The organism is Agrobacterium fabrum str. C58 (genome assembly GCF_000092025.1).
GTDB lineage: Bacteria > Pseudomonadota > Alphaproteobacteria > Rhizobiales > Rhizobiaceae > Agrobacterium > Agrobacterium fabrum.
Genome location: NC_003063.2, coordinates 1,923,643 through 1,941,677, shown reverse-complemented (window position 1 = coordinate 1,941,677; position 18,035 = coordinate 1,923,643). Strand labels below are relative to the sequence as shown.

Here is an 18,035-nt window from a genome sequence, read left to right as displayed (position 1 = left end):
TGGCAGCACCATCACCGTTTTGTGGAGCAGGGCATGACCTCCATCAGTCAGAATGCAGACGAGCGCCAACCTCGTCATCTCAAGGTCGCAGCGGTGTTGGCACTGGGTGCGATTGCAGTGCTCGGTGGCAATGCTCTCCTGATCAGGAATACCGAACCGGCGCTTGCGGCCTCCGAGGACGTCGCATCGGCCAGCGCCTTCCGCATCCTCACGCCGCAGACGATCGACAGGCTGGCCGGACTTTCCGCCCCTGCGGCGACCGGTGGCAATGCGACCGGAGGCGTGGCTGTTCCGGCCGCGGACAAGACGTCCTGCGTCGCCACCCGTGCCGCCCGGAAAACGGACCGGCATGACACGCTCGATCCCAAAGCCTTCTGCCAGCTGCAGCACCGCCTCTTTAATGCCGAGCTGATCGACCGCATCGCCGTGCTCCAGCTCGCATCACAACCCCGCTTTATCGACACCTCGTCCCAACTCGCCATGAACAAGGAGTTCTGAAATGGAAACGTTGACCAGACGCGCAGTCCTCGCAATCGGCGCCGTCGGCGGCACCGCCCTTGCCGCCAGCACGGCCGGAGCAGCATCTTTCGGCAATCCCGATCAGCCAGCCGAAGGAGCAATCAATGCCAATGCCGCAGGGCTCAGCGACCCCGGCCCGAAAAACCCCGCGATCAACGACCAGTTTCCATCATTCCAGAGCCCGCCGGCGACCGATGTCGGCGACATGCAGCTTTTCTGGGCGTCGTTCAACAATGCCGCCAAACGTATCCAGAACGGCGGCTGGGCCCGTCAGGTGACCAAGTCGGACTTCGCGATTTCGGATGCCGTCTCCGGCGTCAACATGCGGCTGGGACCGGGGGGCATTCGTGAGATGCACTGGCACCGGGCCGCCGAATGGGCGATCATGACCAATGGCCGCTGCCGCATCACCGTGCTCGATCCGCAGGGTCGCGCTTATGTGCAGGATGTCGAGGCCGGTGATCTCTGGTATTTTCCGGCCGGTTATCCCCATTCGCTGCAGGGACTTGGTCCTGACGGGTGCGAATTCGTCATCGTGTTCGACGAAGGCGACCAGTCCGAATACGGCACCCTGCTGTTGACCGACTGGCTGGCGCATACCTCCCCCGAACTGCTGGCCAAGAATTTCGGCGTCGCACAGGATGTGTTCCGCAACATTCCGCTGCAGAACCTCTGGATATTCCAGGGCAAGGAGCCGGGTCCACTGTCCAAGGATCAGGAAGCGGTTGCCGGCACCGGTCTTCCGCCTTTTCCCTTCACCTACAAACTTGCGGCATCAAAACCGCTGAAGGAAAATGCTGCCGGCGTCATTCGCCTTGCGGACAGCAGCGCCTTTACCGTGTCCAAAACCATTGCCGCCGCCATTGAAACGATCAAGCCGGGCGGCGTGCGCGAAATGCACTGGCATCCCAATGCGGACGAATGGCAATACTGGATCAAGGGTGAAGGCCGGATGACCGTGTTCGACGCGGGTCCACGCAGCCAGACCGCCGATTTCCGCGCCGGCGATATTGGTTACGTGAAAAGGAGCCAGGGCCACATCATCGAAAATACCGGAAAGACCGATCTGCAATTCGTCGCGGTCTTCAAGGCTGCCGAATACCAGGAGGTTAGCCTGTCGTCCTGGCTGACGCACACCCCGCCGGCGCTGGTCGCCCAGCACCTGAATGTCAGCATTGAGGATGTGGCGAAATTTCCCGCCAACCAGCCGGCGATCATGCCGGGCTGAACATTTTGTTCCTCTATTGACCGGCGTTTCGGCACGTCCAATCCGCCGGTCGTTCCTCATCCCAACAATGCTCCACGCGCCAATATCCATATCAAAAGACAGGAACGGGCCATGAAACCATTGACAATCCGCATCGCCGGCGGCTCGCTTGCCGGTCTCTTCACGGCGATATTGCTTCAGGAGGATGGGCACGATGTGAGAGTTTACGAACGCTCATCGTCCGGCCTCGCCGGGCGCGGTGCAGGACTGGTGCCGCAGCAGGACTTGTTCAAGGTTCTCGGTCAGATCGGCTGCGAAGACGTCGCCCATGTCAGTGTGGTCGCCAGGGAGCGCATCTACCTCGATGCCGGTGGCCGCGTCGCCCAGCGCCAAAACACGCCGCAGATGCAGGTTTCCTGGGACTACCTCTTTGAGCGCGTGTCCTCCCGTCTCTTGGCGGACACCTATCGTCTCGGACACCATGTCGAAGCGGTTCGGGAAGAACCGGAGGGAGTTTCGTTGTCCTTCGCCGATGGCACGGAGGAGCGCGCTGATCTGGTGATCGGCGCGGATGGTCTGGGTTCGGCGATCCGCAGCGCCGTCAACCACCGCTCGGAGAACACCTATGCCGGTTATGTCGCCTGGCGCGGGCTGGTCCCTGAAACAAACCTGCCTGCCGATGCGGCCCTGCTGCTGGACCGCTTCGCCTTCTACATCGCGCCGGGAATTCACGTTCTGGGCTATCTGGTGCCCGGGCCACGCGGCGAGACCCAGCAGGGACAGCGCCGCTATAACTGGGTCTGGTATCGTCCGACAACGGCGGAAGAGCTTGCCCGAACCTTCACCGGCCGCGACGGCAGGCATTTCGAACATTCCTTGCCCCGCGGCGAACTCTCCGAAAGCCGCCGCGCGCAATTGCGCGAAGACGCCTTTTCGTTTCTGCCGCCGCAATTGGCGCTCGCGGTGGAGGCGGAGGAAACGCCATCCATCCAGGGAATTTTTGATTACGAGGCGGAACAGATGGTGTCGCGGCGTATCGCGCTGGTCGGAGACGCCGCCTTTGTTGTTCGTCCCCACACCGCAATGGGCGTTTCCAAGGCCGCGGGCGACGCGATGGCGCTGCGCGATGCCCTGCGGCAAACGGAGGATCTGCCCAGCGCCCTTTCGCGATATCAGAGAACCCGCCTGCCGGTGGGCAAATCAATTGCCGCCTATGGACGACGCCTTGCCGAAACCGCGATGTAAACACGGGTCAAAAATCAGCAACGCTGCCGCCTTGCGTCACTCCACCTTTGCGCTACGCTTGTGCAGGGAATTCTCAATGGAGGGACTGAGGCATGTGCAATACCTGCGTGATCGAGAACGTGAAACGAAACATGCTGTCACGACGCCTGCTGTTCAAGGGCGCCGTGGCGGGAGCGACGGCAATGGCGGCGGGCGGCCTGGCGGCCCCGGTCTTGGCGCAATCAGCGAGACAGGTGATCGACCTCACCCATAGCTATGACTCTACCTTTCCCACATTCGATGGCAAACCGGGCATAGAATTTGAGTGGGCGGCAGAGATTGCCAAAGACGGCTATCAGCTCCACAAGCTCACCATCTATGAACATACCGGCACGCATATCGATGCACCGTTCCACTTCAGTGCCAACGGCGCGAGCGTCGACCAGCTGGAACCGCAGAAACTCGTCGCACCGCTGGTCATCATCGACATCACCGACCGCGCCAAAGAGGATGCCAATTCCACCGTCGAGGCCGAAGACATCGAGCGCTGGATCTCAGCGAATGGCGACATACCGGCAGGTGCGATCGTGGCTTTGCGCTCCGGCTGGGCGACGAAGGTGAAGAGCCCCTCATTCCGCAATGACGACGCCGGAAAATTCGCCTTCCCCGGTTTCGGCAAATCCGCGACCGACCTGCTGCTCGAGCGCGACACGGTGGCCATCGGCGTTGACACGCTGTCGCTGGACCCGGGCAATTCGGCAGATTTTGCGGTTCACAATTCCTGGCTTCCGGCGGGGCGCTACGGGATCGAAGGCCTGAACAACCTTGAGGCTCTGCCGGTCAAGGGCGCGACCATCATCGTCGGCGCACCAAAGCATAGCGGTGGAACGGGTGGGCCGGCGCGCATTCTGGCTCTGGTCTGAGGCCGCCCACTTTGCAAGAGCAACCTGCCGCCGCCGGCGCATGAACTCCGACTGAATAGTCTCTTCAGCTTCCGTTCTAATGGGACCGTCTAGAACAAAGACGTTCAACCGCGGTCCCATCCGCCTGAGGAGACAGTCATGATCCGGAAGTCTTTCATTGCAAGTGCACTCGTTGCTCTCGTTGGCCTCTCTGCTGCGGCGCCCGCCATGGCCAATGATGTGCGCATCGAACAATATGGCTGGTCCAACTCTGCCGGCGGCGCGCAGGAAGGGTATGGCAACCGAATCCGCACCTACCAGAACGGCGGTTACAACCGGATCGTCGGCCACCAGTATGGTCGTCACAACCTTTCGGCTGTCGGTCAGGAAGGGCATGACAATTACGGTTCCACCACCCAGAACGGCAACCGCAACGTGGCCGGCATCGGCCAGTTCGGCTCCAACCACACCACCATCCTGACCCAGGACGGCAATGGCAACATTGCTGCAGGCGTTCAGGTCGGCCGCGGTTGCAGCGCCAATGTAAGCCAGGGCGGCAACGACAATGTCGCGGCCTTCGTGCAGGCCTGCCCGTAACGACATTGCCATGACGTGAAACGATCGAGATCGAGTACCAGATCATCAGGGAGACGTGCCATGCCCCATAATGTCAGAAACCCGCGCCGCCTGGCGGCAATCCTTGCACTGGCCCTGCTTCCTGTCGGCGCCCTTGCGGCCATATCGACCGCGAAGGAACCGGCCGATGGGCGGTTCTGCGAGATCAAGGCAACACCGCAGGCGGGCATGGTGAGACTGGAGGCCGTCGCCAAGGGTGATACCGGTGCTGGCGGGACTTACTCTTTTCACGTCGAAAAATCCGGCGGCAGCGGCAGTTCCGTCATCAGCCAGGGTGGAGACCTCAACGCCGCCGCCGGACGGTCGCAGCTGCTAAGCTCGGTGACGCTCGATGCGAAGGGAGCCCGCTACAAGGCGGTGCTCGATCTCGTGATCGACGGGAAGAGCTTCACTTGCACGAAGCAGATTGGCGGCGATTAAGTCGCCGCACACTATCAATTTTCACCTGAGAGGGCGCCGTTTCTGGCGCCCTTTTCTTTTGCGCGCGCCGAGTGACTGAACGCGATGTGAATGGGTAATTCCGGTCGGGTTCAGTTGCCGGATGCGATTATGGATCATCGGCAAGGCGCTGACAGATGGAGATAAGAATGGCCCGCAACATATTGAAACTTCTCACCGTCACCCTGCTTGTCGGTGGCCTGACGCCGCTCGGATTCGCAGCACCTGCCCATGCCGGCGGCCGCATCTCCTTCGACCTTGCACCCGGCAATAATGCCGATGGCGACCTGCTTTCGACCGGGCTGCGAGCCTATTCGCTTTACCGCAACTTCAAGGATGCCAACATAAAGCAGCTCGGCCGCGGCAATGCGGCGGGCATCGCCCAGAATGGCGGCGGCAATCTCGGCTTCATCCGGCAGCGCGGCAACGGCCATTCCGCGACGCTGCAGCAGAACGGCAACAACAATGCCTATGGCATTTTCCAGTATGGGCGGAATACGGGCACCAATGTGGTGCAGGATGGCGACAATGGCAGTGGCCTGACCTTCAGTTACGGCTGGTAAGGGCGAAAGGCGGCCCGCCGTTATTCGACAAGCCCTTTGCCTGCATCAGTCAAGCTTTCGCAGAAAAGCGGCAGCCTTTGCCCTCAGGTCATGGCGCACATCCTCGCTCATCCTGGCCCAGGTGGCGTAGGGTTGCGCTAGGCGATGGTTGGATTTCAGCTTTTCCCTGTTGCGGGCGAGGAAGTCCCAATAAAGTGCATTGAACGGACAGGCATTGTCTCCCAGACGCTCCTTCGGATCGTAGCGACAGGTATCGCAATAATCGGACATCCGGTTGATGTAATTTCCGCTGGCTGCATACGGCTTCGTTCCAAGAAAGCCGCCATCGGCGAACTGGCTCATGCCGATCACATTGGGCAGTTCCACCCATTCATAGGCGTCCGCATAGACCTCGAGATACCACCGATGCACCGCCTTTGGATCGATGCCGGCGAGCAGCGCGAAATTTCCTGTTATCATCAGGCGCTGGATGTGATGGGCATAGGCATTCTCGATGGTTTCCGTGATAACCTTAGCCATGCAGTTCATGTGGGTCTTGCCCGTCCAGTAGAAAACCGGAAGCGATCTGTCGTTTTCGAAAAAATTGCTGTCGACATAGTCCGGCCCGGCAAGCCAATAGATGCCACGCATATATTCCCGCCAGCCGATGATCTGACGAATGAACCCTTCGACGGCATTGAGCGGCGCTCCGCCTTCATGATAGGCCCGCTCCGCAGCCTTGCAGACATCAAGGGCGTCCAGCAGGCCGCAATTGATATAAAATGACAGAAGCGAGTGGTTCAGGTTGGGGTCATCCTGCAGCATGGCATCCTGCGTGGCGCCGAAGTTGCACAGGAAATCGTCGATGAAGGCACTCAGCGCCCGCTCTGCATCGGTGCGGGTGACCGCAAAACCGAAATTTTCAAGTTTGCCGAAATTGTCCGGAAACAGTCGCTCGACGGTGTCGATGACCTCTTTTGTTATCTTGTCCGGCGCAAAGACAGGATGTTTAGGTCTCAAAAGATCCGGCCTCGCGGGTTGGCGGTTCTCCGCATCAAAATTCCAGCGCCCGCCGACAGGCTGCTCACCATTCATCAACAAGCCGGTCTTGCGTCGCATTTCCCTGTAGAAATATTCCATCGTCAGGCTTTTTCGGCCCGCAGCCCAGTTCCGGAACTCGCCGTGACTGGACAGGAAGCGCCGGTCGGAGCGGATGTCCACCTGGATGCCAAAGGCTCCGGCAAAGCCATCCATCTCTGACCTGACCCGCCATTCCCCGGGTTCGGTCACGCAGATCCTCGAAGGCGTGAGGTCATCTATTGCCCGCTTCACCTCACCGGTAAACGAGCCCGCATTGTCGGCATCGTCAATTCGCGTGTAACGGACCCGGTAGCCCTCGCCTCGCAATTCCTCGGCAAAGTGGCGCATGGCGGAAAAGATGAAGGCGATCTTTTTCTTGTGATGGCCGACATAGCTTGCCTCCGCCATCACCTCGCAAAGCACGATTGTATCCTGCTTCTTGTCGACGCCATCGAGCGCGGCGATTGAAGGCGACAATTGATCGCCCAGGATCAACACCAGCTGAGACACCGAGAACCTCCTTCAAACCGGACACAAACCTCAACCGGGCGACCTCATGAACCGGGGGGCCATTCTGACTTCAGAACGGCATAGATGAACTCGTCGCCCCATGTCCCGTTGAACCGGTCATTCTCGATCAAATGGGCTTCCTTTCGCAGGCCGAGACGTTCGACAACGCCGATCGATCCATGATTGAGGGCATCCAGCCGCGCAAAAATGCGATGATATCCGAGCGTGTCAAAGCCGAGCGTTATCATGGCCCTCACCGCTTCCGTGGCATAGCCTTTCCCCGAAACCACCGGATTGAAAATGTAACCCACCTCGGCCTGCAGAGCCGCCGCGCTGGCGATTTTAAGAAGGACCTCCCCGGCAAGCGCTCCATCCTCAGCGCGGATGACGGCAAGTCGCAGCGTATCTCCTTCCTTCTCGAAAGAGGCCGAGAGCAGGCCGGAAAACTGCGCCTTCATTGCTTCCGCCGATGGCGGTGCGGAGTACAGGAACCGATAGACGTCGTCGCGCCTGTGGTAGTCCCCATACGCCGCCAGATCCGCGGACTGAAACCTGCGAAGGATCAGCCGGTCGGTCACTATAGGGAGTGAGATATCAGTCATCATCGTAGCGCCTTTTCATCAATCACCGACATCTGGTGGCGCGTCCTCGAAATCACAAGTCATCACACCTCTATTGGAAAGGAAAACCCGGCTTTTACGCGGTCCATCACAACCATGGTCTTGAAACCCTTGATATCGTGGTTTTCGTAGAAGAACCGGCGGGTGAAAACCTCGTAGTCTTCCATGTCCTTGGCCGTGATCACCAGAATGAAATCAGCATCACCAGTGACATAATATCCGATCATGACCTCGCGCGTCGTCCGGATCGCCGCTTTGAAGCGATCGACGATGTCGGCCCGCTCGCGCTCAAGCGAGACGAGTACGATCATGGTGATGCCGCGTCCCACGGCCTTTGGCGAAACGATGGCGACATCCGCCTCGATGATGCCTTCCTCGCGCAGTCGCTTCAAACGCCGCTGACAGGCCGTTGGCGACAAATTGACGATCTGCGCCAGTTCTTCCGAGGTCAGGCGATTGTTTTTCTGGACGGCGTCAAGCAACGCCCTATCAGCTCTATCAAGCGTAATCATGCCGAATTCCTGCGCTTTGCGATGGAAACAAGCATTATTTCGGCGTTAAAACGCATAAAAATGCCGTCTTGCGATCATGCAGCGCCGCTAGGCTGATGGCAAATAAAAAGGGAGCATTTTTATGAAAGGCATCGCAAGCGCTGCGTTGAAAAACCTGCATCGACGCGATTTGATCGAAGACCGTGCGTTTGTGAATGGGGCATGGGTGGAGCGCGATCAGATGTTCGCCATCGTTGATCCCGCGGGAGGCGATCACCTCGCCGACGTGGCGTCCTGCACGCTCAATGATGTCGATTTTGCGATAGACGCAGCCAGCAAGGCTTTCGCCGGCTGGCGCGATATGCTGCCTGTTGATCGCGGCGACATTTTGCGCAACTGGAGTGCGCGCATGCGGGAGAATGCGCATGACCTCGCCACGATCATCAGCGCCGAACAGGGCAAACCGCTGGCGGAATCACGCGGCGAAATCGCCTACGCCGCCAATTTCCTCGACTGGTTCGCGAGTGAGGGGGAGCGATCTTACGGCGAAACAATTCCAACCCATCTGAAGGGCAGCAATCTTTCCGTGCGGATGCAGCCGATCGGCGTTACCGTCGCCATCACGCCATGGAACTTTCCCTCAGCGATGATAGCGCGCAAGGCCGGTGCTGCACTTGCTGCCGGCTGTACGATGATCGTCAAACCTGCTCCCGAAACACCTCTGTCAGCGCTGGCGCTGGCAAGACTTGCCGAAGAGTCCGGCGTACCACCTGGCGTATTGCAAGTTCTGCCGGGAGAAGCCGCACCCCTTGCGCGCCGCCTTCTGGAAAATACCGAGGTGCGGGCATTTTCCTTTACGGGTTCGACCGAGGTGGGACGAATTCTTCTGACGCAATCTGCGGCGACGGTGAAAAAAGCATCCTTGGAGCTTGGAGGGCACGCACCCTTCATCGTCTTCGCAGATGCAGATCTCACAGAGGCCGTCAAAGGCTGTCTGGGCGCAAAATTCGCCACTTCCGGGCAGGACTGTCTTGCGGCAAACCGCATCTATGTGCAGCGCAGCCTTTATCCGCGATTTGTTGAGCGGTTTGCCGAGGCGACGTCCAGGCTGACTGTTGGTCATGGCCTCGAAACCGGTGTCGATATCGGCCCCATGACGCGGCCGTCCGTCGCCGAAAAGTGCCGCCAGCAGGTTGCCCAGGCGCTGTCGGCGGGTGCACGGCTCGTCTGCGGCGGACAGGACAGTCCGCTCGGCGGCAACTTCGTCACCCCCACCGTGCTTGCCGATGTTACCGACGACATGCTGATCGCCCGCGAAGAAACCTTCGGCCCGGTGGCCGCCATCTTGCCGTTCGATGACGAGGCGGAGGTGATCCGCCGCGCCAATGCAACAGAGATGGGACTGGCGGCCTATCTCTACACCAACGATCTCGGCCGGGCGATGCGCCTGACCGACCAGCTCGAATACGGCATGGTTGCCGTCAACACGCCGAAATTCACCGGAGCGCCCATTCCATTCGGCGGCTGGAAACAATCAGGCCTTGGCCGCGAGGGCTCGCGTCATGGCCTCATGGAATATCTCGAACCCAAATATGTCTGCTTCGGCAATCTGGCTGCCTGAAAGGATCTCACCTATGACCATCGACATCAAAAATATCGCGGAAATGGATCGAAACGCCGTTCTGCATCCCTTCACGCAGCTCAAGGATTTTGCCAGCGGTAAACTCGGCGAACCCACCATCGTTGAAACCGGCAAGGGCATCCGCATTCAGGACGCGCACGGCAAGCAATTGATCGATGGATTTGCCGGTCTTTATTGCGTCAATGTCGGTTATGGCCGCACCGAGGTAGCTGAGGCGATTTCGCGACAGGCCTACCGCCTCGCCTATTATCATTCCTACGCCGCTCACACGACGGATGAACTGGCCATCCTTTCCGACCGCCTCGTCAGGATGGCACCGGGCAAAATGAGCAAGGTGTTCTACGGCATGTCGGGGTCCGACGCCAACGAGACGCAGGCCAAACTCGTCTGGTATTACAACAATCTGCGTGGCAAGCCGCAGAAGAAGAAGATCATCTCCCGCGAGAGGGGATATCACGGCTGCAGCGTCGTCGCCGGCTCGATGACAGGCATGAGTTTTTATCACGACCACATGGACCTTCCACGGGTCGGCATCCTCCATACCGGCGTTCCGCATCACTATTGGGGCGCGGAAGCCGGTGAAACCGAACTGGAATTCTCAAAACGACGCGCCGCCGAACTGGAAGCCCTCATTCTGCGCGAAGGACCGGACACGATCGGAGCATTCATCGCCGAGCCGGTGCTTGGAACGGGCGGTATCACACCGCCGCCGGAAGGTTACTGGCCAGCCATCCAGGAGGTTCTCAAAAAATACGATGTGCTGTTGATTGCGGATGAGGTTATTACCGGCTTCGGCCGCACGGGTTCCATGTTTGGTTCACAGCATTACGGCATCGAACCGGATCTGATCACCGTCGCTAAAGGCCTGACCTCGGCCTATTTCCCGCTTTCCGGCGCCATCGTAGGGGAGAAAGTCTACACGGTGATGGAGGACGGCGCGGATCGCGTCGGCGCCTTCTCCCACGGCTACACCTATTCCGGCCATCCTATCGGCGCGGCGGCGGCAAACGCCGTGCTCGACATCGTCGAAAAGGAAGACCTGCCGGGCAACGCACAGGCCGTTGGCAGCTATTTCCAGGAACAGCTGAAGGCGAAGTTCGCCCAGCTTCCTATCGTCGGCGAGGTGCGCGGTGTGGGACTGATGGGCGCTATCGAGTTCGTCGCTGATCGGGAAAAGAAGACCCGTTTTGCCCCTCATCTGACGGTCGGCGCACGCGTTTCAAAGGCGGCGCGCAACGGCGGCCTCATTGCGCGCGCCATGCCGCACGGCGATATTCTCGGCTTTGCACCGCCGCTCGTCACAACGAAGGCGGAGGTGGACGAAATCATCGCCATCGCGGAAGCCGCCGTGCGCACCGTCATGGACGATCTGGTCCAGGCCGGCGAGAAAATCTGATCGGCAGCTCCAGTTTTCAACTATCGCAAATGCTGCTCATTTCCACGGCAACTGCGCCTCTTTACGGCGCAGTTGCCATCTGCGCTGCATAAGGCTTCATCTTTTCGCAGAAGCATGCATAATGTCATGAAATTACCTTCGTCGAAAACGAGACAATTTCATGCGTCGTCAAGCCAATTCACCCAGCCCAGATCCAGTTTCCACAACGAGACCGGTGGCATGGCGGCCGACGCTGGCCAAGCAGAAAGGCGAAACGAAACATTCCGCACTGACGGAACGCATTATTGCCGATATCGACGCCGGCGTTTTGAAGCCGATGGACCGCATGCCGACGCACCGCGATCTCGCCCGCGAACTCGGCCTTTCTGTTCAGACGGTCAGCCTTTCCTACAAGGAGGCGGAGCGGCTCGGTTATCTCAGCGGCGAAATCGGCCGCGGAACCTTCGTGAAGACGCGGGTGACGGAGCGGGCAGGCCGCATGATGCTCGATCACAGCCCCACCGAGGTGCTCGATCTCTCCATCATCCGCGGCGTTTATCTCGATGACCATGAAAATGCCTCTCGCACCATTCTGCGCGAGATGGCCGATAGTGACAATTCTGGCTTCATGCGCCCCTGCCGGCCGGTCGCGGGCCTCGACAGCCATCGCGAAACGGCCAGAACATGGCTTGGCATGATGGGCGTGACGGCCGGTGCGGAACGCATTCTTGTCACCAATGGCGCGGCGCACGGCATTTTTCTCGCTCTGAGCTGCATTATCCGCTCTAACGACGTGGTTCTCTGCGAAAACCTCACGGACCACGGCATTATCGGCCTGTCTAATATCCTCGGCTTCAGCCTCAAGGGCCTGCCCACGGATGAAGAGGGCATTTTGCCTGACGCGCTGGAGGCCGCCTGCGCAGCTGGAGGCGTGCGCGCTCTGGTGCTCATCCCAACCCTTAACAATCCGACCGGGCATGTGTCGGGCGCGGCGCGAAGGCAGGCCATCGCCACGATCGCCGAGCGGTACGGCATTTTTATCATTGAGGACGAAGTCTACCGTCCGATGATCGAGGATGATCTGCCATCCATCACAGAAATGCTACCTGACCTAGGCTTCTTCGTCACCAGCTTCACCAAGACAGTGCTGACCGGACTGCGCGTCGGTTATCTCGTCGTGCCACCCGCCTATTCCATCCGCGCCGCCTCCATCCTGCGGGTGTCGAGCTGGAGCGGAACCTATCTTACCGCCGAAATCGCAACGCGTTGGGTCGAAAACGGCACCGCACGGCGGCTGCTGGATGTCCAGCGCACCGAAGCGCGTGCGCGGCAAAAAATTGCCGTGGACATATTGGGCGACCATATAGGCTCGACCCACCCCCTCTCCTTCTGCGCCTGGCTGACGGTTCCGCCACGCTGGACGGAGGATGGTCTGGTGCGCGCGCTCACGAACCAGAATGTCGCGGTAACCCCATCAGAACCCTTTATTGCCGGTCCGGGCCATGGTGGCGGCATTCGCATATGCCTGGGCGGCCGCCTCAATCATGCAAGCCTCGCCAGGGCCTTGACCACCGTGCGGCAGACATTCGAGCAATTGCCACCGGTTTACGACATAGGTTCGATCGGTTGAGGTAAAGCCTCAAAATCATTGAATCATTACAATATAATAATTGACATGATTTTATTTCGCTCTCAACATGACAATCATGAAGAGCGAAAACCTGTCCATATCCGCCGATAAAAACCAGCTTCCGGTCTCGCTGGCCGCGATAGAGCGGGCGGCAACGCGGCTTTCGGGACAGGTGGAGCGCACGCCGCTGGTTCGCTCGGAGTTTCTCTCCGAACGCTGCGGTCATCCTGTTCATCTCAAACTTGAAACCCTTCAGCCTATCGGCGCCTTCAAACTGCGCGGCGCGATGAACGCGATCCTCTCGCTTGACGATGCGGTGCGACGGCGTGGCCTAGTCACCGCCTCGACGGGCAACCATGGTCGGGCCGTTGCTTACGCCGCCGCCAAACTCGGCATTCCCGCCACGATCTGCATGTCGGCGCTGGTGCCGGCAAACAAGGTTGAGGCGATCCGCATGCTTGGCGCGGAAATCCGGATTGTCGGCAGATCACAGGATGATGCGCAGGAGGAAGTGGAGCGCCTGACAAAAAACCGAGGCCTGACCGCGATCCCACCTTTCGATCATGCTGACGTCGTGGCCGGCCAGGGCACTATCGGCCTCGAGGTCGTTGAAGACATGCCTGAACTGGCGACAATTCTCGTTCCTCTATCGGGCGGTGGCCTTGCGGGCGGTATCGCCGTTGCGGTGAAGGCGCTGAAGCCAAGGGCGCGGGTTATCGGCATTTCCATGGAACGAGGTGCGGCCATGCATGCGTCAGTGAAAGCCGGCCGCCCCGTCTCGGTTTGCGAGGAAGAAACGCTGGCGGATTCGCTTGGCGGCGGGATTGGACTGGCAAACCGCGTGACCTTTGCACTTTGCAAGACACTTCTCGATGAGATCGTGCTGGTCTCCGAAGATGAAATCGCGACCGGCATCTGCCATGCATCCCGCGAGGAAGACCTGAGAGTGGAAGGCGCGGGCGCCGTTGGCTTCGCAGCAATCCTCGCCGGCAAGATCGCGGTGAGCGGCCCTGCCGCCATCATCGTATCGGGCGGGAATATCGATCCGGCGGTCCACAAGACGATCATCGACGGGGGAGTCGCATGAGCCAAATCAACATCCTAACCGAAAAAGATCTGCGCGCTGTCGTGAAGCTCGACCTCTCCGCGATCGATTGTGTCGAGCGGGCCTTTTCGGCGCTTGCTACGGAGGCTGTCGCCATGCCGCCGATCCTGCGGCTCGATATCCCTGAGTTTCGTGGCGAGGTGGATGTGAAGACGGCCTATGTGCCTGGTTTCGACGGATTCGCCATCAAGGTCAGCCCGGGTTTCTTCGACAATCCCAAGCTCGGTCTGCCGAGCCTGAACGGGCTGATGATCCTCTTCAGCGCCAGGACCGGACTAGTGGACGCCATGCTTCTCGACAACGGTTATCTTACCGATGTGCGCACCGCTGCAGCCGGTGCAGTCGCAGCACGGCATCTCGCCCGCGAGGACGCTTCCGTCGCAGCGATTTTCGGGGCGGGCATGCAGGCGCGTCTGCAGCTTGAAGCCCTGACGCTGGCGCGCCCAATCAGATCAGCGCGGATTTGGGCCCGGAACCATGACCGGGCCGAGAAGCTGGCCAGCGATTTCGCCAGAGAGCACGGTATCGACGTTATCGCGATGACCGATCCCCGAGCCGCTCTGCAAGGAGCCGACATCATCGTCACCACGACACCGGCCGAGACGCCGATCCTGCTCGCCGACTGGCTGGAAGAAGGCCAGCATCTGACGGCCATGGGATCGGATGCCGAACACAAAAACGAGATCGATCCGGCCGTGTTTGCCAAAGCGCGCTATGTCGCGGACCGGCTGTCGCAGACCCGCATTCTCGGTGAACTACATCATGCCATCGCCGCAGGTCGTGTCGCGCCGGATCAGCCCTTTCCGGAGCTTGGAGCCATCATCGCCGGCAAGGCGCAGGGCCGACGCTCGAACGACGACATCACCTTTGCCGATCTGACCGGCACCGGCGTGCAGGACACCGCCATCGCCAATCTCGCCTTTACCCGCGCGAAAGACGCCGGCAGCGGCCAAATCATCGAAAACACTGTAAAAATGGGAGACGCAGCGTGAGCGTAACGCTGAACTTTACACGCGAGGAATATGCCGCGCGCCTGTCCAAAACCCGCGATGCCATGGAAAAGGCCGGTATCGACCTGCTTGTCGTCACCGACCCATCCAACATGCATTGGCTGACGGGTTATGACGGCTGGTCTTTCTATGTCCACCAATGCGTGCTGGTGCCGCCGGAAGGCGAGCCTATCTGGTATGGCCGCAAGCAGGATGCCAATGGCGCCAAGCGCACCGCCTACCTCGCCCATGACAACATCATCGGTTATCCGGACCACTACGTTCAATCGACCGAACGGCACCCGATGGATCTGTTGTCGCAGATCGTCGATGACCGGGGCTGGTCAGGCCTGCCGATCGGCGTCGAAATGGACAATTATTATTTCTCGGCTGCTGCCTTCGCATCCTTGCAGAAACACCTGCCGAACGCCCGCTTCAAGGATGCCGCCGGTCTCGTAAACTGGCAGCGCGCCGTCAAAAGCCCGACCGAACTCGACTATATGCGCAAGGCCGGCAAGATCGTCGAACTGATGCACAAGCGTATCGTTGACGTGGTAGAGCCGGGCATGCGCAAATGCGATCTCGTTGCCGAAATCTACGATGCCGGCATTCGTGGCACCGCGGAATTCGGCGGGGATTATCCCGCGATCGTTCCACTGCTCCCATCGGGCGCCGATGCTTCTGCGCCGCATCTGACATGGGACGACAAGCCGATGCGCTTGGGCGAAGGCACCTTCTTTGAAATCGCCGGCGCTTATCGCCGTTATCATTGTCCGCTCTCTCGTACCGTCTTTCTCGGCAAACCGACGCAGGCGTTCCTTGATGCGGAGAAGGCGACGCTCGAGGGGATGGAGGCCGGTCTTGCGGCTGCCAAACCCGGCAATACCTGCGAAGATATCGCCAACGGGTTTTTCGCGGTGCTGAAAAAATACGGAATCATCAAGGACAACCGCACCGGTTATCCAATCGGCCTCTCTTATCCGCCGGACTGGGGCGAGCGCACCATGAGCCTGCGCCCCGGGGACCGCACGGAACTGAAGCCCGGCATGACGTTCCACTTCATGACCGGTCTGTGGCTGGAAGACATGGGGCTCGAAATCACCGAGAGCATTGCCATCACCGAAACGGGTGTCGAATGCCTCTCCAACGTGCCTCGGCAACTGTTCGTGAAAGGCTGAGAGATGTTAAACATCGCGCTACGCCCCTCACCTATCACGCCGACGGTCGATTTTGACAGGAAAGGCGTACAGCACGGTCATCTGCGGCTGCCATACAGCCGCGATGACAGTGCATGGGGGTCGGTGATGATCCCGATATGCGTCATCGCCAACGGCGACGGGCCGACAGCCCTTTTGACCGGCGCCAATCACGGCGACGAATATGAGGGGCCGGCCGCACTTTTCGAACTTGCCTACACACTCGATCCAGCTGACGTCAGCGGGCGTATCATCATCGTGCCAGCGCTCAACTATCCGGCCTTTCGCGCAGGAACACGCACCTCGCCGATCGACCGCGGGAACCTCAATCGCAGCTTTCCCGGTCGGCCCGACGGTTCCGTGACAGAGAAGATCGCCGATTACGTGACCCGTCATCTGTTACCGCTTGCGGATATCGTTCTTGATTTTCATTCAGGTGGCAGGACGCTTGATTTCCTGCCTTACGCTGCCGCTCATGAATTACCGGACAAGACACAGGAAGCCCGGTGTTTCGAGGCGGTGGCAGCTTTTGCTGCCCCCTATTCCATGAAGATGCTGGAGATTGACGCCGTCGGCATGCTGGACACGACAGCCGAGGAACTGGGAAAGGTCTTTGTCACCACCGAGCTTGGCGGCGCGGGCACGGCCAGCGCAAAATCGATCGACATCGCCCGCAAAGGTACCATCAACCTGCTGCGCCACGCCGGCATCCTGACCGGCACCCCGGTGCCGGCGCCGAGCCGCTGGCTGGACATGCCCTCCAGCGACTGTTTCACCTTTGCCGAAGATGACGGGCTCGTCGCCTTCGTCCGCGATCTGGGAGACGCGGTCACGGCGGGTGAAACCATCGCCAGGGTCTACCCCGTTGGAAAAACCGGTCTTGCGCCGGTCGAATACCGTGCCTCCATCAGCGGCGTGCTCGCAGCGCGTCACGTTCCCGGCCTCATCAAGGCCGGCGACTGCCTTTCCGTCATCGCCACGGTCACGGAGAATACCTAGCCAGAAGAATGACGTGAGATCCGAAAACGGACCACGCAACCCAACCAGAGGAGTTAGAACATGAACATGACCAAACTCGCCGGGCTTTCCGCCCTCGCCCTTATCATCGGTGTGACTTCGGCCAGCGCACTCACCCTTGAGGAGGTGAAGAAGCAAGGCTACATCCGCGCAGCGACCGCCAATGAAGTGCCCTATTCCTACATGCAGCCCGACGGCACCTCCGCAGGCATCGGCCCCGATGTCGCCAATGCGGTTCTGAAATCGATGGGCATCGAGGAGGTGAACTGGACGGTGACGCCATTCGGCACGCTGATCCCGGGGCTAAAGGCGCGTCGCTTCGATTTCGCAGCAGCCGAACAGAACATTTCGCCCGAGCGCTGCAAGCAGGTGGCCTTCACTGAACCGAACTCGTCCTATGGCGAAGGTCTGCTGGTGAAGAAAGGCAATCCGAAAAAGCTGACCACCTATGCCGATATCGCCAAGGATCCTGCATTGAAGGTCGCCGTCGTATCCGGCGCCAACAATGTCGATTTCCTGCGCGCCGTCGGCGTCAAGGAAGAGCAGATTGTCTTCATCCCGGCGAATGCAGATGCCATCCCCACTGTCCAGAGTCGCGCCGACGCTTACGCAGCCACGGAGCTGACGGTGTCGGAACTGGCCAAGGGCCAAGCCAATGTCGAGCAGGTGAAGCCCTTCGTTGATCCCGTCGTGAAGGATGCGCCTGTGCGCAATTACGGCGGTTTCGCTTTCCGGCCGGAGGACAAGGAATTGCGTGATGCCTTCAACACCGCGCTCGTCGAATTCCGCAAGACCGACGACTACAAGAAAATCCTCGCGAAATACGGCCTCTCCGAACAGAGTATCGCGGCCGCGGCCGAAAAGAAGGTCGCCGATCTCTGCGCCGGAAAATGACGTCCGCCGGCGCCCGGG

18 protein-coding genes are annotated in these 18,035 nt (G+C 59.8%); 15 read left to right on the top strand and 3 right to left on the bottom strand.

Translation table 11 applies throughout. The features are described from left to right. Positions 1–33 precede the first annotated feature (33 nt). The 7 genes from ATU_RS22400 (at position 34) to ATU_RS22370 (ending at position 5,489) form a co-directional block, all read left to right on the top strand. Complete coding sequence (locus ATU_RS22400) at positions 34–498, top strand: hypothetical protein (protein ID WP_010974146.1); 465 nt, start codon at positions 34–36, stop codon at positions 496–498. 1 nt (position 499) lies between these two features. Beyond that, positions 500–1,747 carry an oxalate decarboxylase family bicupin gene (locus tag ATU_RS22395; RefSeq protein ID WP_010974145.1) on the top strand — a complete coding sequence of 416 codons (1,248 nt, stop codon included), beginning with the start codon at positions 500–502 and terminating at the stop codon, positions 1,745–1,747. A 111-nt stretch (positions 1,748–1,858) separates the two neighbouring features. After that, on the top strand, positions 1,859–2,971 hold the full coding sequence (locus ATU_RS22390) for an FAD binding domain-containing protein (RefSeq protein ID WP_010974144.1): 1,113 nt from the start codon (positions 1,859–1,861) through the stop codon (positions 2,969–2,971). 92 nt (positions 2,972–3,063) lie between these two features. After that, a complete protein-coding gene (locus ATU_RS22385; protein WP_035257174.1) occupies positions 3,064–3,873 on the top strand; it encodes a cyclase family protein in 810 nt (269 codons plus the stop codon). Between the two features lie 138 nt (positions 3,874–4,011). Next, positions 4,012–4,449 (top strand): curlin, encoded by a 438-nt coding sequence (locus tag ATU_RS22380; protein ID WP_010974142.1) that lies wholly within the window; start codon positions 4,012–4,014, stop codon positions 4,447–4,449. A gap of 60 nt (positions 4,450–4,509) precedes the next feature. Beyond that, a complete protein-coding gene (gene csgH / locus ATU_RS22375; protein ID WP_010974141.1) occupies positions 4,510–4,908 on the top strand; it encodes a curli-like amyloid fiber formation chaperone CsgH in 399 nt (132 codons plus the stop codon). A gap of 167 nt (positions 4,909–5,075) precedes the next feature. Beyond that, positions 5,076–5,489 (top strand): hypothetical protein, encoded by a 414-nt coding sequence (locus ATU_RS22370; protein ID WP_035257177.1) that lies wholly within the window; start codon positions 5,076–5,078, stop codon positions 5,487–5,489. A 45-nt stretch (positions 5,490–5,534) separates the two neighbouring features. Here ATU_RS22370 and phrB read toward each other — a convergent pair whose 3' ends face one another. From phrB to ATU_RS22355, 3 genes are read right to left on the bottom strand one after another with little or no spacing between them, the layout of a single operon-like run. Continuing rightward, on the bottom strand, positions 5,535–7,058 hold the full coding sequence (gene phrB, locus ATU_RS22365) for a (6-4)DNA photolyase (RefSeq protein ID WP_010974139.1): 1,524 nt from the start codon (positions 7,056–7,058) through the stop codon (positions 5,535–5,537). Between the two features lie 44 nt (positions 7,059–7,102). Then, on the bottom strand, positions 7,103–7,663 hold the full coding sequence (locus tag ATU_RS22360; RefSeq protein ID WP_010974138.1) for a GNAT family N-acetyltransferase: 561 nt from the start codon (positions 7,661–7,663) through the stop codon (positions 7,103–7,105). A 59-nt stretch (positions 7,664–7,722) separates the two neighbouring features. Beyond that, entirely contained in the window at positions 7,723–8,190 is a 468-nt protein-coding gene (locus tag ATU_RS22355) for an Lrp/AsnC family transcriptional regulator (protein WP_010974137.1), read from the bottom strand. Positions 8,191–8,311: 121 nt separating this feature from the next. Between ATU_RS22355 and ATU_RS22350 the strand changes: the two genes are divergently transcribed. The 8 genes from ATU_RS22350 (at position 8,312) to ehuB (ending at position 18,017) form a co-directional block, all read left to right on the top strand. Next, a complete protein-coding gene (locus ATU_RS22350) occupies positions 8,312–9,790 on the top strand; it encodes an NAD-dependent succinate-semialdehyde dehydrogenase (RefSeq protein ID WP_010974136.1) in 1,479 nt (492 codons plus the stop codon). Positions 9,791–9,803: 13 nt separating this feature from the next. Beyond that, entirely contained in the window at positions 9,804–11,207 is a 1,404-nt protein-coding gene (locus ATU_RS22345) for an aspartate aminotransferase family protein (protein ID WP_010974135.1), read from the top strand. 160 nt (positions 11,208–11,367) lie between these two features. Continuing rightward, entirely contained in the window at positions 11,368–12,816 is a 1,449-nt protein-coding gene (ehuR, locus tag ATU_RS22340; RefSeq protein WP_010974134.1) for a MocR-like ectoine utilization transcription factor EhuR, read from the top strand. A 67-nt stretch (positions 12,817–12,883) separates the two neighbouring features. Beyond that, the gene (eutB, locus tag ATU_RS22335) at positions 12,884–13,903 is read left to right on the top strand and encodes a hydroxyectoine utilization dehydratase EutB (RefSeq protein WP_046033729.1); all 1,020 of its coding nucleotides are present in this window, start codon (positions 12,884–12,886) and stop codon (positions 13,901–13,903) included. Next, positions 13,900–14,913 (top strand): ectoine utilization protein EutC, encoded by a 1,014-nt coding sequence (eutC, locus tag ATU_RS22330; protein ID WP_010974132.1) that lies wholly within the window; start codon positions 13,900–13,902, stop codon positions 14,911–14,913. The genes eutB and eutC overlap by 4 nt, the downstream gene beginning before the upstream one ends. Then, entirely contained in the window at positions 14,910–16,088 is a 1,179-nt protein-coding gene (doeA, locus tag ATU_RS22325; protein WP_010974131.1) for an ectoine hydrolase DoeA, read from the top strand. The genes eutC and doeA overlap by 4 nt, the downstream gene beginning before the upstream one ends. 3 nt (positions 16,089–16,091) lie before the next feature. Beyond that, positions 16,092–17,105 (top strand): N(2)-acetyl-L-2,4-diaminobutanoate deacetylase DoeB, encoded by a 1,014-nt coding sequence (gene doeB, locus ATU_RS22320; RefSeq protein WP_010974130.1) that lies wholly within the window; start codon positions 16,092–16,094, stop codon positions 17,103–17,105. 60 nt (positions 17,106–17,165) lie between these two features. Beyond that, a complete protein-coding gene (gene ehuB / locus ATU_RS22315; RefSeq protein ID WP_010974129.1) occupies positions 17,166–18,017 on the top strand; it encodes an ectoine/hydroxyectoine ABC transporter substrate-binding protein EhuB in 852 nt (283 codons plus the stop codon). Positions 18,018–18,035 lie beyond the last annotated feature (18 nt).

Coding starts and splice junctions, on each gene's coding strand:
- ATU_RS22395 (WP_010974145.1), top strand. CDS start 500: ATGGAAACGTTGACCAGACGCGCAGTCCTCGCAATCGGCGCCGTCGGC.
- csgH (WP_010974141.1), top strand. CDS start 4,510: ATGCCCCATAATGTCAGAAACCCGCGCCGCCTGGCGGCAATCCTTGCA.
- ATU_RS22400 (WP_010974146.1), top strand. CDS start 34: ATGACCTCCATCAGTCAGAATGCAGACGAGCGCCAACCTCGTCATCTC.
- ATU_RS22380 (WP_010974142.1), top strand. CDS start 4,012: ATGATCCGGAAGTCTTTCATTGCAAGTGCACTCGTTGCTCTCGTTGGC.
- ATU_RS22345 (WP_010974135.1), top strand. CDS start 9,804: ATGACCATCGACATCAAAAATATCGCGGAAATGGATCGAAACGCCGTT.
- ATU_RS22355 (WP_010974137.1), bottom strand. CDS start 8,190: ATGATTACGCTTGATAGAGCTGATAGGGCGTTGCTTGACGCCGTCCAG.
- eutB (WP_046033729.1), top strand. CDS start 12,884: ATGACAATCATGAAGAGCGAAAACCTGTCCATATCCGCCGATAAAAAC.
- ATU_RS22385 (WP_035257174.1), top strand. CDS start 3,064: ATGTGCAATACCTGCGTGATCGAGAACGTGAAACGAAACATGCTGTCA.
- ehuR (WP_010974134.1), top strand. CDS start 11,368: ATGCGTCGTCAAGCCAATTCACCCAGCCCAGATCCAGTTTCCACAACG.
- ATU_RS22360 (WP_010974138.1), bottom strand. CDS start 7,663: ATGATGACTGATATCTCACTCCCTATAGTGACCGACCGGCTGATCCTT.
- ATU_RS22350 (WP_010974136.1), top strand. CDS start 8,312: ATGAAAGGCATCGCAAGCGCTGCGTTGAAAAACCTGCATCGACGCGAT.
- doeB (WP_010974130.1), top strand. CDS start 16,092: ATGTTAAACATCGCGCTACGCCCCTCACCTATCACGCCGACGGTCGAT.
- ATU_RS22390 (WP_010974144.1), top strand. CDS start 1,859: ATGAAACCATTGACAATCCGCATCGCCGGCGGCTCGCTTGCCGGTCTC.
- eutC (WP_010974132.1), top strand. CDS start 13,900: ATGAGCCAAATCAACATCCTAACCGAAAAAGATCTGCGCGCTGTCGTG.
- ATU_RS22370 (WP_035257177.1), top strand. CDS start 5,076: ATGGCCCGCAACATATTGAAACTTCTCACCGTCACCCTGCTTGTCGGT.
- ehuB (WP_010974129.1), top strand. CDS start 17,166: ATGAACATGACCAAACTCGCCGGGCTTTCCGCCCTCGCCCTTATCATC.